16 protein-coding genes are annotated in these 14,954 nt (G+C 40.4%); 6 read left to right on the plus strand and 10 right to left on the minus strand.

What is annotated here, in order from left to right:
• The first annotated feature begins 34 nt into the window (after positions 1–34).
• Positions 35–1,006: an L-histidine N(alpha)-methyltransferase gene (locus D7Z94_RS20650; protein ID WP_120713521.1), complete on the plus strand. Its 972-nt coding sequence runs from the start codon at positions 35–37 to the stop codon at positions 1,004–1,006.
• A 2-nt stretch (positions 1,007–1,008) separates the two neighbouring features.
• Positions 1,009–1,290, plus strand: a complete 282-nt coding sequence (locus D7Z94_RS20655; protein WP_211341822.1) for a DUF427 domain-containing protein — start codon at positions 1,009–1,011, stop codon at positions 1,288–1,290.
• 51 nt (positions 1,291–1,341) lie between these two features.
• Here the strand turns inward: D7Z94_RS20655 and D7Z94_RS20660 are convergent, their stop codons facing one another.
• Positions 1,342–1,638 carry an isoamylase early set domain-containing protein gene (locus D7Z94_RS20660; protein WP_120713523.1) on the minus strand — a complete coding sequence of 99 codons (297 nt, stop codon included), beginning with the start codon at positions 1,636–1,638 and terminating at the stop codon, positions 1,342–1,344.
• A gap of 149 nt (positions 1,639–1,787) precedes the next feature.
• Positions 1,788–2,876 carry an aminotransferase class V-fold PLP-dependent enzyme gene (locus D7Z94_RS20665; RefSeq protein WP_120713524.1) on the minus strand — a complete coding sequence of 363 codons (1,089 nt, stop codon included), beginning with the start codon at positions 2,874–2,876 and terminating at the stop codon, positions 1,788–1,790.
• A 60-nt stretch (positions 2,877–2,936) separates the two neighbouring features.
• On the opposite strand from D7Z94_RS20665, the gene D7Z94_RS20670 reads away from it, so the two are divergent.
• Together D7Z94_RS20670 and D7Z94_RS20675 are read left to right on the plus strand one after the other, a co-directional pair.
• Complete coding sequence (locus D7Z94_RS20670; RefSeq protein WP_120713525.1) at positions 2,937–3,326, plus strand: 2TM domain-containing protein; 390 nt, start codon at positions 2,937–2,939, stop codon at positions 3,324–3,326.
• A complete protein-coding gene (locus tag D7Z94_RS20675) occupies positions 3,323–3,823 on the plus strand; it encodes a dihydrofolate reductase (protein WP_245967269.1) in 501 nt (166 codons plus the stop codon). Before D7Z94_RS20670 ends, D7Z94_RS20675 begins: the two co-directional genes overlap by 4 nt.
• A 111-nt stretch (positions 3,824–3,934) precedes the next feature.
• Here the strand turns inward: D7Z94_RS20675 and murI are convergent, their stop codons facing one another.
• Positions 3,935–4,723, minus strand: a complete 789-nt coding sequence (murI, locus tag D7Z94_RS20680; protein WP_120713526.1) for a glutamate racemase — start codon at positions 4,721–4,723, stop codon at positions 3,935–3,937.
• A gap of 11 nt (positions 4,724–4,734) precedes the next feature.
• Positions 4,735–6,417, minus strand: coding sequence for an alkaline phosphatase PafA (gene pafA / locus D7Z94_RS20685; protein WP_120713527.1), 1,683 nt, complete (start codon positions 6,415–6,417; stop codon positions 4,735–4,737).
• Positions 6,418–6,530: 113 nt separating this feature from the next.
• Here pafA and D7Z94_RS20690 point away from each other — a divergent pair, with 113 nt between their 5' ends.
• Positions 6,531–7,268 carry an MlaE family ABC transporter permease gene (locus D7Z94_RS20690; RefSeq protein ID WP_120713528.1) on the plus strand — a complete coding sequence of 246 codons (738 nt, stop codon included), beginning with the start codon at positions 6,531–6,533 and terminating at the stop codon, positions 7,266–7,268.
• Entirely contained in the window at positions 7,268–8,035 is a 768-nt protein-coding gene (locus tag D7Z94_RS20695) for an ABC transporter ATP-binding protein (RefSeq protein WP_120713529.1), read from the plus strand. The genes D7Z94_RS20690 and D7Z94_RS20695 overlap by 1 nt, the downstream gene beginning before the upstream one ends.
• 104 nt (positions 8,036–8,139) lie before the next feature.
• Here the strand turns inward: D7Z94_RS20695 and D7Z94_RS20700 are convergent, their stop codons facing one another.
• From D7Z94_RS20700 to D7Z94_RS20725, 6 genes are all read right to left on the minus strand, one after another.
• Complete coding sequence (locus D7Z94_RS20700; protein ID WP_120713530.1) at positions 8,140–9,606, minus strand: DUF389 domain-containing protein; 1,467 nt, start codon at positions 9,604–9,606, stop codon at positions 8,140–8,142.
• Positions 9,607–9,608: 2 nt separating this feature from the next.
• Positions 9,609–10,688: a mannose-1-phosphate guanylyltransferase gene (locus D7Z94_RS20705; protein ID WP_120713531.1), complete on the minus strand. Its 1,080-nt coding sequence runs from the start codon at positions 10,686–10,688 to the stop codon at positions 9,609–9,611.
• Between the two features lie 4 nt (positions 10,689–10,692).
• Positions 10,693–11,295, minus strand: a complete 603-nt coding sequence (locus D7Z94_RS20710; RefSeq protein WP_120713532.1) for a SprT-like domain-containing protein — start codon at positions 11,293–11,295, stop codon at positions 10,693–10,695.
• 144 nt (positions 11,296–11,439) lie between these two features.
• Positions 11,440–12,117: an SDR family NAD(P)-dependent oxidoreductase gene (locus tag D7Z94_RS20715; protein WP_120713533.1), complete on the minus strand. Its 678-nt coding sequence runs from the start codon at positions 12,115–12,117 to the stop codon at positions 11,440–11,442.
• On the minus strand, positions 12,117–13,187 hold the full coding sequence (locus tag D7Z94_RS20720) for a M28 family metallopeptidase (protein ID WP_120713534.1): 1,071 nt from the start codon (positions 13,185–13,187) through the stop codon (positions 12,117–12,119). Before D7Z94_RS20720 ends, D7Z94_RS20715 begins: the two co-directional genes overlap by 1 nt.
• A 97-nt stretch (positions 13,188–13,284) precedes the next feature.
• Complete coding sequence (locus tag D7Z94_RS20725) at positions 13,285–14,952, minus strand: pyruvate dehydrogenase complex dihydrolipoamide acetyltransferase (RefSeq protein WP_120713535.1); 1,668 nt, start codon at positions 14,950–14,952, stop codon at positions 13,285–13,287.
• Positions 14,953–14,954 lie beyond the last annotated feature (2 nt).

Below are 14,954 nucleotides of genomic sequence, written 5' to 3' on the forward strand. Positions count from 1 at the left end.
GTAGGGTATCCCCCATAATTTCGACTTAGGCTACATGCAAAATCAAACAAGTACTATTTTTGAAACACTATTCGAGGAGGAGGTCTATCAAGGCTTAACCGATTTTCCAAAGCATTTGTCCTCCAAATATTTTTATGACACCCAGGGAGACAAACTATTCCAGGACATCATGAACATGCCCGAATATTATTTGACGGACTCCGAATTTGAAATTCTTGACACCCACAAGGATAGAATTGCCCAATGGCTTTCTTCGAAAAAAGGTAGATTTAACCTCATAGAACTGGGTGCGGGCGATGGCAAAAAGACTAAAATCCTATTGAAGCATTTGGTCAAGAACAACGTTAGTTTCACTTACAAACCGATCGACATCAGTCAAAATGTTTTGAATCAGCTAGAAAAATCTTTACATGAGGAACTGCCCGGGCTTAACATAGAGCCCAGACAAGGTACCTATTTTGAAACTTTAGCGGACATCAATTCCGATAACGGAGCAAGAAAGGTCATTCTTTTTTTAGGTTCCAATATTGGCAATCTCCTACATCCGCAAGCCATTGATTTTTTAAAAAGTGTTCAGAATTTAATGAATGAGGATGATCTATTTTTTGTTGGTTTTGACCAAAAAAAGAACCCGCAAACCATCTTGGACGCCTATAATGACAAGGCAGGAATTACCGAAGCTTTTAACAAGAATATTTTATCCCGAATAAACCGGGAATTAAGGGCCGATTTCGATTTGGAGAAGTTTTTGCATTGGGAAGTGTACGACCCAGAGACGGGAACGGCCAAAAGTTATTTGGTTTCCAAGGAACAACAATCCGTATGTATTGATAAATTGAACTTAAAAATTGATTTTAAGCCTTGGGAGACCATCCATACGGAGATATCACAAAAATATGATGACGAGGTCGTTAATTGGCTGGCGGAAAAGGCCGAGCTACAAATTGTGGCGCAATTCAGCGACCAAGGCAATCTTTATAAAGACTACTTATTTAAAAAGGAATAATCGTGAAAGCTATTTGGAATGATACCGTAATTGCGGAAAGTGACGAAACAGTCGTAGTGGAGAATAATCATTATTTCCCCCCACAAAGCATAAAAAAAGAATTCTTTAAGGAAAGTGAAACCCACACTAATTGCCCTTGGAAAGGAGAAGCTTCGTATTATACCATAAATGTTGACGGCTCGGAAAACAAGGACGCGGCTTGGTACTACCCGGAAGTAAGCGAACTGGCGAAATCCATACAAGGCCATGTGGCCTTTTGGAAAGGTGTGGCCATTACAAAATAAAAAAGGCAGGGAAACATAACGTTTCCCTGCCCTTTAAAAATCAGTTTTTTACTAGACCTCCAAAACAGGATTCTCCGATCCAGCAAAATCGTTCCATTGGAAACGATCAGCCTCTGTTTCGTTTACGTAATTGCCATCTACCAAGTACTTAAATTCATAAGCATTTTCTTTTGGTAAATCAAAAGTACCTTTAAAGGTACCGTTTTTTAATTTTTTTAATGTACTCCCTTTAGGATTCCAGTTGTTGAAATCTCCAACAACGGCTACTTTTTTAGCATCTTCTGCCGGTACGGTAAAGGTCACTTTACAAATCGGCTTGGTCTTTAGGTATTGTTTTGCAATTGCCATGATATTCTGTTTTTAAATTTGGCGCAAAACTAATGCAATAAAATGCTCATTTACAATGATTAAAATCATTTTTATCATTTTCGTAATATTTTAATAACATTTAACCGAGTTCTATAAAAAAGAGCAGCGTATTTTTAAAAGAACCAATTCTATACCGTTGTTTTTAAGGCATTTATAAGTGCATCTATATCGTTTTCGTTGTTGTAGAAGTGAAAACTCAACCGTATTCCGTTCCCTCTTTGGGCGCAAATGATGTTGTTATTCGTTAAATGCTGAAAGCATTTTTCATCCCCCCGAATATTAAGGATATTTCCATGCTGTTTTCTTCGAAGTACAAATTCCTTTAGCAAGCCCAAATCATCGAGTTCCTGCATTGCCTTTTTTCGAAGTTGTCGATTCTGTTCTTCAATTTTTTTTATTCCAATGCTTGTCAAAGAATTCAAGGAAAATTTTAAACTTCCAAAGTTGAATGTATCCAAATGGCCTGGTTCCAGATGTTTTACAAATTCAATTTTTTCTTTTTTGGACATATCTCCATTCACGGAATTGAACCCCACGGATTTCACTGAAAATAGTTCCTTTGCTCTATCCTTGAATAGGAAAAAACCATTTCCATATCCAGATAACAACCATTTATATGTACTTGTACCTAAGACATCGATTGCCGATGCATCAAAATCAAAATCCTTTGTTCCCAAGAACTGTGTACCATCGGCAATTATATAGAGATTGGGGAATTCCCTTTTCAGGTCTTTCAAAAAATCCAAATCAATTTGAACCCCATTTAACCATTGTACTACACTAAAGGCCAGTATGGAAACCTTCCCGGACTTTACCTTTTTATAGATTTCCTCTTCCAAATGCTCATCTATCTTAACATAATCCACGGCAAATTCCCTTTGTTCAAAGGGCCAGTTTACCGATGGATAGTCATTTTCCAAAAGCAGTACTTTGTGTTTTTTGTTCAATCCATCCAATAGCAGGTTCATCCCCAATGAAAAGTTCGGTGTCAATGCTACATTGGTAATCCTACAATTAAGAAATTGTGCCACCGTATTGCGTGTTTCTGGAATAAGGTCCATTATAGCCTTCACCTTCATTCCACTTCCCTTCTCAAAAAAAGCTTGGTCATGTTTATATCTCCAATCCACCAGACTTTTGGACAATAGTCCAGAGGAAGCCGTATTTAAGTAAACGCAGGTATCCAATAGGGGAAATTCTCTCCGTATGTTCTCCATAACTCAAACTTCAGATACACTCCAATTACTGTATCTTTGCCATTAAAGATAGCTATTCGCATGTTTTCCAAGAATAAAAATGATACACATTTGGATCCGGAACAACACGAACTTTTGGAAACGGCACAGAACCGGATAAAACAAAAGAAACGCTTGTATGCCCATTTTGTGGTTTTTTTGATCGGGAGTGTTTTTTTGGTATTAATCAATAAAATCCTAAAATATTGGGAGGAATACGATTGGTTTCTATGGGCTATCACCTTTTGGGCATTTTTATTTGCCCTACATATTTTCAATGTCTTTGTGACCCAAAGATTTATGGGAAGGGATTGGGAGCGAAGACAACGAGAAAAATTGGTCGCCAAGCAAAAAGAACGGATTGCCGAATTACAAAAGGAAATCGAAACAGATTTTCCACTTTCCAAAATCAATAAAAAAAAAGAACCGTGAATACCATCGCAATGATAGCCGCTATGGGTGAGGACAGGTCTTTGGGGAAGGACAATGACCTATTATGGCATCTTCCGGATGACTTTAGACGTTTCAAAAATCTTACCTCAGGACATAAAATAATTATGGGACGAAAGACTTTTGAGAGTTTCCCCAAACCCTTGCCCAACCGATTTCATATTATTGTTACCAGGGATAAAGATTACAACACACTGCATAAAGATTGTACTATAGCGCATAGCATGGAAGAGGCCATAGATTTGGTAAAAGAAGATAAGCTTTCCTTTATTATTGGTGGAGGGGAAATATATAAGCAGGGGGAGGAGTTTGCCAACAAATTGGAACTGACCCTAATCTATGCCACATTTCCCGATGCGGACACCTTTTTTCCAAAAATCGATGAAAGTGCTTGGAAATTGACCGCCGAAGAATATCATCCCAAAGATGCCAAACATAAGTTTGATTTTACGTATTTGACTTATGTTAGGAATCAGTAGTTTATAGTTTTCCCAAATCGCAAAATGATCCCAGATTTATCAAGCATATTGCTTACAGTTCCGTAAAACAACTGTTTTTTTAATTCACTTGCAAAAAGAGCCCAAGTCATTCTAAAAATCCAAATAGGAAACCTCGATTTCAGCATCCGTATTATGGAGCAAATTCTTTAGGACAGTTTTGTCCGTATTACTGTAGAATTGATGTTTTACCTTGCCGTTATAAGAGTCCAGCAAATCGCGTTCCAATAAAATCGCTTTGGTTTGTCGGGCCACCGCCTCCCCGGAATCGATTATCCTAACCTGCTCGGGGAGCAATTCCCTTAATAGGGGAATCAGATAAGGGTAGTGGCTACAACCGAGCACCAAATAATCGATTCCCTTATCCAGCATGGGGTCAAGGTACTTCTTCAGCAAACTCCTTGTTTTTACCGTCCGAAGCTCTCCTTTTTCTATGAGTTCCACTAATCCCGTACCCTCTTGTTCCAATACCTGAATGCCATACGCATGGTTTTCCGAAGTACTGTGGAAAAGACTACTGGCCAATGTCCCCTTTGTAGCCAAAACACCCACTGTTCTGGATTTTGAATTCAAGGCCGCTGGTTTTATGGCAGGCTCAATACCTATAAATGGAACGTCATAATTATCCCTTAGATAAGTAATCGCATTAGTTGTAGCCGTGTTGCAGGCAACAACAATTAATTTACACCCTTTTTGCAACAAGAATTCCGTATTCTTTCGGCTCAATCGAACAATTTCTTCTTTGGACTTTTCACCGTAGGGTGCATTTTTGCTATCGGCAAGATATAATGTATTCTCTTTAGGGAGAAGTTTTTGAATTTCTTTCCAAATGGAAGTCCCCCCCACTCCGGAATCAAAAATACCTATTGGACTATCCTTCATTTTAAGACTGATTACTCCAAGACCTCTGCAATGGGTTTTCCCGTACTCCCATTGGGAAAGGCAATTCCAAGCATAACGGCCAAAGTGGGGGCTATATCAGGAATTTCGGTCCGTTTTACGGTGCTCCCATTTTTAATCCCTTTACCGTAGAACAACAATGGCACATGGGTATCATAAATCTGGGGAGAGCCATGCGTAGAGCCTTTTCTCGGAGAACCAATGTGCCCTGGTTTCAATACAATAAGGATATCTCCCGATCGCTTTTGATGGTACCCATTTTGCAAAATATAGGGAATCCCACGGGCATATTCGTTCTGCCACATTTGATAAGCTGTGTACACCCGGTCAATAGGTTCATATCCCAATAATTCCTGGGCAATGGCCTCTTGAACTTCTTTGAGATCCAAATCCAAGTTCGCAATAATCTTATGGTCTAAAAAAAACTGGTTGTTGGAAAAGCTTTTGACTATGTCACTTGTTCCGTAAGTAAACTCCAAAAATTGCTCAAAATCGGCTTTTAAATTGTCCCATCCCAAATAACCTGCCGGTATCTTTTGATCTATTAAATAAGAAGGCACATCTATGGCGCCATGATCAGCCGTTAAAAAAACAGTATATTCCCCTTTTCCGACATTCTCGTCCAAAGCCTTAAAGAGTCGGATTAAGTCCTGGTCCAATCTTAAATAGGTATCCTGCACTTCCTTTGAATTCACTCCATATTTATGTCCAACATAATCGGTACTGGAAAAACTGATTGCCAAAAAATCCGTGATGGTATCTCCCCCCAAATTTTCTTGTTCCAATGCCTCTATGGCAAAATCGGCCGTAATGCTATTCCCGTAAGGAGAGGATTTTATAATTTCAAAGTCTTTGTTCTTATCCAATAGGTTCGGTGTACTATGAGGAAAAATGGGAGCGGTTTCATCCTCAAATAAGCCTTCATGGCTCGTATTATCAAGACCACTTTCCATATACAGATTTATATCCTTTAGGGTAGTCCATGGCTTTTTATAGCCTTGAGCATTCCCAGATGCATTGAAATCATTTACCCATTTTGGAAGTTGTGTCATATAATAAGAGCTACTAATCCATTTGCCCTCATCGCCACCGTAAAACCAATACGCGGCATTTGCCGTATGGCCACCGGGGAGGACGGCTCCCCTATCCTTTAAGGCAATGGCAATGGTCTTTCCCCGCATTTGGGTATGTAACCGCAATTCATCCGTTATTGTACTAACATTCATTCGGTGAGGAGACATTTGTCCGGCATCTGACGTTGTACCAACGGAGGCATAATTAGCGTCACCGGCACAATACACATTTGTTCCGGATTCCTTATCGTACCATCCATTCCCAATGATACCATGTGTTGCAGGGGTAGTTCCCGTATAAACCGATGTGTGACCTGGCCCTGTACTGGTTGGTGCATAGTTAAAATGATGGTTCTTACAATTGAACCCTTCTTCTATCATCCGCTTAAAACCGCCTTCTTCAAAATGGTTCCAAAATCGGGTAAGGTAATCATAGCGCATCTGATCCACCACTATGCCCACAACAAGTCTTGGCGAAGTTCGCAACTCCACCTGTTGTTTTTGCTTAGGAGCCTCTTTGGATTTTCTTTGGCCTAGAGCGGTAGTGGATATAAAAATTACCAATAGAACATATAAAAAAGGAAGGTTTTTTTTCAGGAGCATACCTCGTATTTATTAAAAAACAAATGTATGTAAAATACCCCTTAAAACTTTAAATGCAGGTTAAATGAATTCCTTTATTGTTATTTTTACGGCAAGAAGTCTATTTTTAATCCATGAATTATATAGCATCGATCGGCAGTTATGCGATTATGGTAAAGGAGGTTTTTAAAAAACCGACAAAGTGGGGCATAATGAAGTCGTTGATCTTAAAGGAAATAGACGAACTTATCTATGGATCTCTCGGTATTCTAATTTTTATCTCGTTTTTTATTGGTGGGGTGGTGGCCATACAGACGGCCTTGAACATTACCAGTGAAATTATTCCCAAATACTTGGTGGGTTTTGCTACTCGGCAATCCATTATATTGGAATTTGCCCCCACTTTCTGTTCTATAATCATGGCTGGGAAAGTGGGCTCCTATATCACCTCAAGTATCGGCACTATGCGGGTAACGGAACAGATTGATGCGCTAGAGGTCATGGGTGTCAACGCACTGAACTATTTGGTATTCCCAAAGATTATTGCCATGTTGTTTTATCCCTTTATTATTGCCATAGCCATGTACGTCGGGATTTTAGGGGGTTGGGTAGCCGGAGTTTTCGGGGGTTTTAGTACCAGTGCCGATTTTGTAGAAGGCCTCCAGTTGGATTTCAACACCTTCCATGTTACCTACTCTTTTATCAAAACCTTGGTGTTTGCTTTTATATTGGCTACCATACCTTCCTTTCATGGATTTTATATGAAAGGTGGGGCTTTGGAAGTAGGTAAAGCGGCCACAACTTCCTTCGTTTGGACGAGTGTGGTAATCATCATCCTAAATTACATCCTAACTCAACTCCTACTGGGCTAATGATCGAAGTGGACAACATACACAAATCTTTTGGCGATGCCAATGTCCTGAAAGGCATAAGTACTTGTTTTGACAAGGGAAAGACCAACCTAATTATAGGCCAAAGTGGTTCCGGAAAGACTGTTTTCATAAAGTGTCTATTGGGTCTCTTTGCCCCGGAGAAAGGTACTATAAGTTATGATGGCAAGATATACTCCGAATTATCGGGCAGTGAACAGCGAAATCTTAGACAGGAAATGGGTATGGTATTCCAGGGAAGCGCCCTCTTTGATTCCATGACCGTGGAAGGTAATGTACGATTCCCTTTGGAAATGTTTACGAAACAGTCCGATTCCGAAATGCAAGATCGTGTGGATTTTGTGTTAAAGCGGGTAAACCTTATTGATGCCCACCATAAATATCCTTCCGAAATTTCCGGAGGAATGCAAAAAAGAGTGGCCATTGCCCGCGCTATTGTTATGAATCCCAAATACCTGTTCTGTGATGAGCCCAATTCAGGGCTCGATCCAAAAACGGCGATATTAATCGATAATCTTATCCAAGAAATTACCCAAGAATACAATATCACCACGGTAATAAACTCCCATGATATGAATTCCGTTATGGAGATTGGAGAGAAAATCATTTTCCTGAAAAACGGCATCAAGGAATGGGAAGGCACCAACAAGGAAATTTTTAAGACGGATAATGAAGCCGTCACCAATTTTGTGTACTCCTCAGAGCTTTTTAAAAAGGTACGGCAAATGTATCTTGAGGAACGAAACTAGCCTACGCTAGTCTTCGCAAAAAAGGAATTCAACTTCTTGAAAATCGTGAAATTCTTGATTTATCCTGATGACGGCATCCTGGTAGCACCGCTATCCTGTTGAAATTAATCTTGTGCCTCCTTCAAACGAATGTTTTTATTGTTCAAACGCAACTTCAACCAGTCCGTAAGTTTTTTGGTATCCTTTGTCTTTTGATTGGAAGAAATGCCTTGTTTCCATTTCACCTCAAAAACGGGGATGGTATCCGTTTTGTTGAAGTCCGTTGTTATCAAGTACGAAAAGCCCATAGCAGAAAGGTTTTCATAGTTGGTCTTTGCTTCCGTACTAATTTCGCGAAAGGGTATTTGCTGGGTTGCGGATTGTTTTAAACGATTTACTTCCGATTCCAATAATTGTATTTTCTCATCCTTGCCCAATAAAGCCTCTTTTTGGGATTCGTACAGTTCGTTTACATATTTTAACTGATCGAAGTCATCATTTTTGGAACCTTGAATAATTCGCAGTTCACAGTTTTGCAATTTTGAAAATTCGTCCTTTTGGGAATTCCAGGTAGCTATAATATTGTCCGGTACGGTCTCATTGCCCATAAATACCAACTCAATGGAAGGGTTTTCGCCATGGTTGAATTCTATATCGGAGAAATCCTCCAAAAAACGACCTTCTCCCGAAAATTGGTAAGGCGCTATTTTTTCACTGATAAATTGATTGGCTTGATTTCGAAATAGTGACTCTTGAAAGACATCGTAAAATGTGAATCCTGCTGGCACCATTACCAAAATGGCGATGATGGAGGCAACTCGGGAAACCAATCTACGCCTTTTGGAATTCACATACCGAACCATTGGAAAACGTAGTAGTTTCAATACTAGAAAAGTGGCCAATGCAATAAAAATCGTATTGATTATAAAAAGGTACATAGCACCCCAGGCGTATTGCCAGTTACCAATGGCCAAGCCAAAACCAACGGTACATAAAGGAGGCATTAGGGCGGTGGCTATGGCTACACCAAAAATTACCGATGCAATGGTTCCTTTCTTTGCACGTGCGATAACCAAGGCAAGACCGCCAAAAAAAGCGATCAATACGTCCCTAATATCGGGAGCGGTTCGAGCCAGAAGTTCCGATGATTCGTCTCGAAGTGGAAAAAATCTAAAAAATAAATAGGCCGTAAGTACACTTAGGACCACCATAACGGCAAAATTCTTGAGCGAACGCCTCAATGTATCTATATCATTAATGGCAACGGACATGCCGATCCCCAAAATAGGACCCATTAGAGGGGAAATTAACATGGCCCCGATGACCACAGCGGTAGAATTGGCATTAAGGCCTACCGAAGCAATAAAAATAGAACAGATCAAAATCCATGAAGTGTGTCCTTTAAAGGGAATGTCGGCAATAATAGCTTCCTTGGTAGCGCCTTGATCCGTATTGCTACGGATATCCAACAATTCAAAAAGGAATTTTTTGGTACTCCCCAATAGCCCTTGAAAATCCTTTCTTACATCTTCTCCACTGTCGTGTGGTTTTTCCGAAGGGGCAATATTGTCCTGGTTGAGATTATTGTTCATATTTATGCATATTTATCCCCGAAAGTATCCTTTACTTTAGATAACACTTTTTTGATATCCTGTTCTTTGGATTTGGGATAAATCAACAGCACTTCCTCTTTATCTACAACAATATAATCCTTTAAGCCGTCTACCACAACAATCTTTCCTTTTGGAGAGCGGATCATATTCCCCGAGGCATCTTCGCATACCACTTGGCAATTTACAAGCGCATTGTTATTGTCGTCCTTGTCCAGCTTATCGAACAGCGAACCCCAAGTACCCAAGTCGTTCCAATCAAAGGAGGCCGGTAGTACATAAATAGCTTTGGAACGCTCTAAAATAGCATAATCAATGGAGATATTTTCGGCTTTTATGTAATTATTGGCAATAAAACTCTTTTCATCAGCAGTATTATAACAATGCATCCCCTCAAAAAACAATTCATACTGCGAAGGTTGATGCTCCTGAAAAGCATTGATTATGGTATTCACACTCCACATAAAAATTCCCGCGTTCCACAGAAAATTCCCTTGGTCCAAAAATTCCTTGGCAGTTTCATAATCCGGTTTTTCACGGAATTGATGGACTTTTTTTAATTTACCTTCGGCCTCTTTTTCATACTCGATATAACCAAATCCCGTATTTGGAAAAGTAGGTATAATTCCCAATGTACAGAGTACATCTTCTTTTTCGCACTTATCAAAACATGCAATGACATCCTCGGCAAAGGCTTCCTCATCCTCTATCCAATGGTCACTGGGCGCTACTATCATAACAGCATTGGGATTCATCTTTTGGATCTTTAAGGCAGCATATAATATGCAAGGTGCCGTATTGCGCATGGCCGGTTCCAATACCACCTGTTCCTGTTTTACCATGGGCAATTGCTCCAACACCAGATTATTATACCGTTCATTGGTGAGAACAAGGATATTTTCCGTTGGCACAAATGTGTTGAGACGTTTAAAGGTCTTTTGGATAAGGGTATCCCCTGTACCCAACATATCATGGAATTGTTTGGGATAGGAAGATGTACTGATCGGCCAAAAACGGGACCCTACTCCTCCCGCCATCAAGACGGCATAATAGTTTGTATTCATAGTATCAATCTTTAATCAGTTCTACCTCGGCATTTGGTTGAAACAAATATACTTTGTCGGTATCTATTTCCACACATTCATAACGTTTTACACGTTTATTCCCTTTTTTAAACAATTTGCCGTTATAGATGCGAAAAATACTCCCTAAAGGTAATTGAAAAATGTAGGTTTTATCTGCATGTCCAATATCGAATTGTTTAAGTGCCAAAGATAAATGGGCGTCCGTATCGCTGCTTGCCTTGGGATTCTTAAAATGTTTGGCCAATATGGGTAATAACTTGGACGGGAAAATCTCGGGGCGAATAAAGGGCAACATCAAATATTGGAAAGTTCGCTTCCACTCCAGGCCATGAGGTTTTATTCGTCTCCCATATTTTTCAAAAGCTACCAAATGGGCAATCTCATGAATCAATGTAATCAAAAAGCGATAAGGGTTCAAGGTAGCATTTATGGTAATTTGGTGCAATCCATTGGGCAGTCTTCTATAATCGCCGTGGCGGGTAACCCTATGGTTTGTGATCTTAAGGTGAACCCCGGTTTTCTGGATAAGCTGCAGACAAGGGGTTACGGCCCGTTCCGGCAGATATTTTTTAAGGGTTCTATCCATTGATACAAAAATAGGAATTTAAAGAATTCTAAGATTCAAGGAAACTTGGAATTCCAATATGGAAAGCTTGCCTTTAAAGGCTTAATTTTATTGGTATAGCCCTAAAATTTAGGCAACAGCAACAAATGCAGGTTCATAAAAAGGTTAAGGTGTACTATTACTTACTTGTAATAGTTTTCCATTGTAGAGCCTATGCCCAGTCAAGCCAAATTCTTTAATATAGGTAGCCATTTCCCGAGCGGTAGTCAAAGCTTGATACCCTGGAAAAGCCTCTTCCAACATTTCCGTCTGTACGGCACCCAATGCCAAAACATTAAAGCAGGGGCCTGTTTCTTTATATTCCTCTGCCCAAAGTTCGGTCAAGGTAATCAACGCTCCTTTACTGGAACTATAGGCAGACAGTCCAGGAAATTTAACACTCCCCTGTACACCACCCATGGAACTGATGTTCACCACATGTCCATTTTTAGGCATCATGGGGAGAACGATTTTCACAATTTCCGCTACTCCAAGTACGTTCACCTTGTATACTTCCCTAAATTCCTGAGCCGTGGTCTCCAAAAATGGTTTGTTCAGTAGCATACCCGCATTGTTAACGAGAAGGTTAACGGTATCCCATTCTTTTAAAAAAATATTCAATTTTTGCAAGTCGCTCTCCTTGCAAAGGTCAAAAGGAAATGCAGAAATATTGGGATGAGAAAGATCAAGGATAGGCTTTGCATTTCGGGAAAGGGCCAAAACCTGATGCCCTTCATCTGCAAATAAAAGGGCCAGTTCAAAACCAATCCCCCGACTACAACCGGTAATGATAATATTTGCCATTAGTTGTATTTTACTTCCTTCCGAGGCGTATTGGCCACTCCTTCTACCACCGGTATAAACTGATTCACCAAATAGGCCATGTGTTCAAAATCCATAAGATCAGCCTCGTCCCCAACTTTATGATAGTGATCAAAATTGGTAAAATCAAAGGTACAAAAGGTATGTGCGGGCACATTGAATGCTTCAAAAAATGGGTAGTTGTCCGACCTTTGGAACAGATTGAACTTTTTGGCCGTAGGCAAAAACCCGACCAATTCCTGTTCAGCATAGGTATTGCATATTTGGCCAAGATTGGACTTTTCATACCCACTGGCATAGGTTAGATATTCCTTATCTACCAAGGGAACACCAACCATTTCATAATTGAGAACCAGATAAAGATCCAAGTTTTGTGCCTTCAACTTTTCGGCCAAATGTTTTGATCCCAAAAGTCCCTTTTCCTCGGCGCTGAACAGCACAAAGATAATACTGCGTTTATTGGTTTTGGCATTTCCGAAGTAACGGGCCAATTCTAAAACCGTAGTGGTCCCAGAAGCATTGTCATTCGCACCATTGGCTATTGAATCACCGCCCTCCGATTCAATTCTCCCTATGTGGTCATAATGCGCCCCTATAAGGATAAATTCATTTTTAAGCGCGGTATCGTTCCCTTCTACCCAGCCCACCATATTATATGAAGACTTACTGAAATTGGACAAAGTATCCCTATAGGAATCAAAATAGGGAGCGATTTTATTTTGAGTGAATATGCCATCGATAAATTGTGCCGCCTTCTCTATTCCCTCGCTTCCCGAATCCCGTCCTTCCAGTTCATCCGAGGCCAAAAAATTTAATATACCCTTTACCCGGGTATCGTCAGAAAATTGAATTTTTGAGGTGGATGATTTGGAATTTGTTCTTTTATGCGATTCCGTTACGGAAGTAGATTTGGTGTCCGCTGGTGGAACCGCTACACTTTCATTTGAAATTTCTGATGTTTTTGGAATACTGTCCGCGTCAATCTGTTTGAGTTTTGTAGCACCACAACCCATTAAAATTGACAAGACAAGTACTTGGAAGAAATATTTCATATCAGCTGATTTTGTTCCTAAAGATAAAAAAAGCACCCTCAAAAAACGGGTGCTTAAACTATTTTAAAATCTCTCTTTCAAAAAGAAGGCTTTCAAATTATGCCAACATCGTGACCGGATTCTCCAAATAGGAACGTAGGGTTAATAAATACTGTGCTCCCGTAGCGCCATCTACCGTTCTATGGTCACAGGCCAAAGTGACCTTCATCGTATTCCCTACCACTATTTCCCCATTCTTGACCACTGGTTTTTGAACTATTGCACCAACAGAAAGAATCGCCGAATTAGGCTGATTGATAATGGAGGTAAATTCCACAATTCCGAACATCCCTAAATTGGAAACCGTAAAAGTGCTTCCTTCCATTTCTGCCGGAGTCAATTTTTTGTTTCTGGCCCTACCTGCCAAATCCTTTACTGATGCCCCAATTTGAGTGAGGCTCATTTGATCGGTAAATTTAAGAACAGGTACAACCAAACCTTCATCTACCGCAACGGCTACACCAATGTGTACATGATGTTTGTAGATTGTGGTATCCCCTCCCCATGTTGTATTAACCTGTGGGTGCTTTTTCAGTGCCATGGCACAGGCCTTGACCACCATATCATTGAAAGAGACCTTGGTATCTGGCAAATCATTGATTTGTTTTCTTGAGGCTATCGCATTATCCATATCCACCTCAATAGTCAAATAGTAATGGGGCGCCGAAAATTTGGACTCACCTAAGCGCTTGGCAATAACCTTACGCATCTGGGAGTTTTTGACCTCTTCGCTACTTTCCTCCCCTACCGGAAGATTAATCGACATCACGGCCTGTTTAACCGGAACTTCTTCGGATGTACTTGTTGTTGGTTGGGCGGCAGGTTTTGGAGCTTCTGAAGGTTTGTAGTTTTCAATGTCCCGCTTAACTATTCGCCCATGATCGCCACTACCATTTACATCCTTTAGGTTTATTCCTTTTTCTTGAGCCATTTTTTTGGCCAAGGGCGATACGAAAATACGTTGACTATCACTGACGGTCTTTGTTTCTGTGGTGGTCTCTACCTTTGATTCCGAAACAGTTTCTTCTTTTTTGTCCGAATTTGATTCATCCCTTGCAACCGCAATGGAAGGCTTGGCATTTAAAACTGCATCTACATTAGTCCCTTCAGGGCCAATAACAGCCAATACCTCATCAACAGGGGCGGAACCTCCTTCCTCGATTCCAATATGCAAAAGCGTACCAGAGTAAAACGACTCAAACTCCATAGTGGCCTTGTCCGTTTCAATTTCCGCCAAAATATCGCCTTCTTCTACGGTGTCACCTACCTTTTTTAACCAAGTGGCCACAGTCCCCTCTTCCATGGTATCACTCAAACGGGGCATTTTAATAATCTCGACCCCTTCCAGTATTTCTCCGGAATCCCCTGCGCTTCCTTCTGAGACCTCATTGGTTGAGGATTCCTTATCTACAGAAGCTTCTGAAGAAGAAGAGTCTTCCTCTACCGAATTGGAAGAAGCGCCGTTCAAAAGTCCTGAAATGTCCTCACCATCATCACCTATAATGGCCAAAAGGGTATCCACAGGGGCTCCATCTCCTTCTTGGATACCTATATGCAATAATGTCCCTTCGTGAAACGATTCGAATTCCATAGTAGCCTTATCCGTCTCTATCTCGGCAAGTATGTCACCTTCCTCTACTTTGTCACCAACCTTTTTTAACCATTTGGCCACGGTACCTTCTTCCATGGTATCGCTCAAACGGGGCATATTTATTATTTCTGCCATTT

The organism is Ulvibacterium marinum, from assembly GCF_003626755.1.
GTDB lineage: Bacteria > Bacteroidota > Bacteroidia > Flavobacteriales > Flavobacteriaceae > Ulvibacterium > Ulvibacterium marinum.

Coding starts and splice junctions, on each gene's coding strand:
- D7Z94_RS20650 (WP_120713521.1), top strand. CDS start 35: ATGCAAAATCAAACAAGTACTATTTTTGAAACACTATTCGAGGAGGAG.
- D7Z94_RS20660 (WP_120713523.1), bottom strand. CDS start 1,638: ATGGCAATTGCAAAACAATACCTAAAGACCAAGCCGATTTGTAAAGTG.
- D7Z94_RS20665 (WP_120713524.1), bottom strand. CDS start 2,876: ATGGAGAACATACGGAGAGAATTTCCCCTATTGGATACCTGCGTTTAC.
- D7Z94_RS20670 (WP_120713525.1), top strand. CDS start 2,937: ATGTTTTCCAAGAATAAAAATGATACACATTTGGATCCGGAACAACAC.
- murI (WP_120713526.1), bottom strand. CDS start 4,723: ATGAAGGATAGTCCAATAGGTATTTTTGATTCCGGAGTGGGGGGGACT.
- pafA (WP_120713527.1), bottom strand. CDS start 6,417: ATGCTCCTGAAAAAAAACCTTCCTTTTTTATATGTTCTATTGGTAATT.
- D7Z94_RS20690 (WP_120713528.1), top strand. CDS start 6,531: ATGAATTATATAGCATCGATCGGCAGTTATGCGATTATGGTAAAGGAG.
- D7Z94_RS20695 (WP_120713529.1), top strand. CDS start 7,268: ATGATCGAAGTGGACAACATACACAAATCTTTTGGCGATGCCAATGTC.
- D7Z94_RS20700 (WP_120713530.1), bottom strand. CDS start 9,606: ATGAACAATAATCTCAACCAGGACAATATTGCCCCTTCGGAAAAACCA.
- D7Z94_RS20705 (WP_120713531.1), bottom strand. CDS start 10,688: ATGAATACAAACTATTATGCCGTCTTGATGGCGGGAGGAGTAGGGTCC.
- D7Z94_RS20710 (WP_120713532.1), bottom strand. CDS start 11,295: ATGGATAGAACCCTTAAAAAATATCTGCCGGAACGGGCCGTAACCCCT.
- D7Z94_RS20715 (WP_120713533.1), bottom strand. CDS start 12,117: ATGGCAAATATTATCATTACCGGTTGTAGTCGGGGGATTGGTTTTGAA.
- D7Z94_RS20720 (WP_120713534.1), bottom strand. CDS start 13,187: ATGAAATATTTCTTCCAAGTACTTGTCTTGTCAATTTTAATGGGTTGT.
- D7Z94_RS20725 (WP_120713535.1), bottom strand. CDS start 14,952: ATGGCAGAAATAATAAATATGCCCCGTTTGAGCGATACCATGGAAGAA.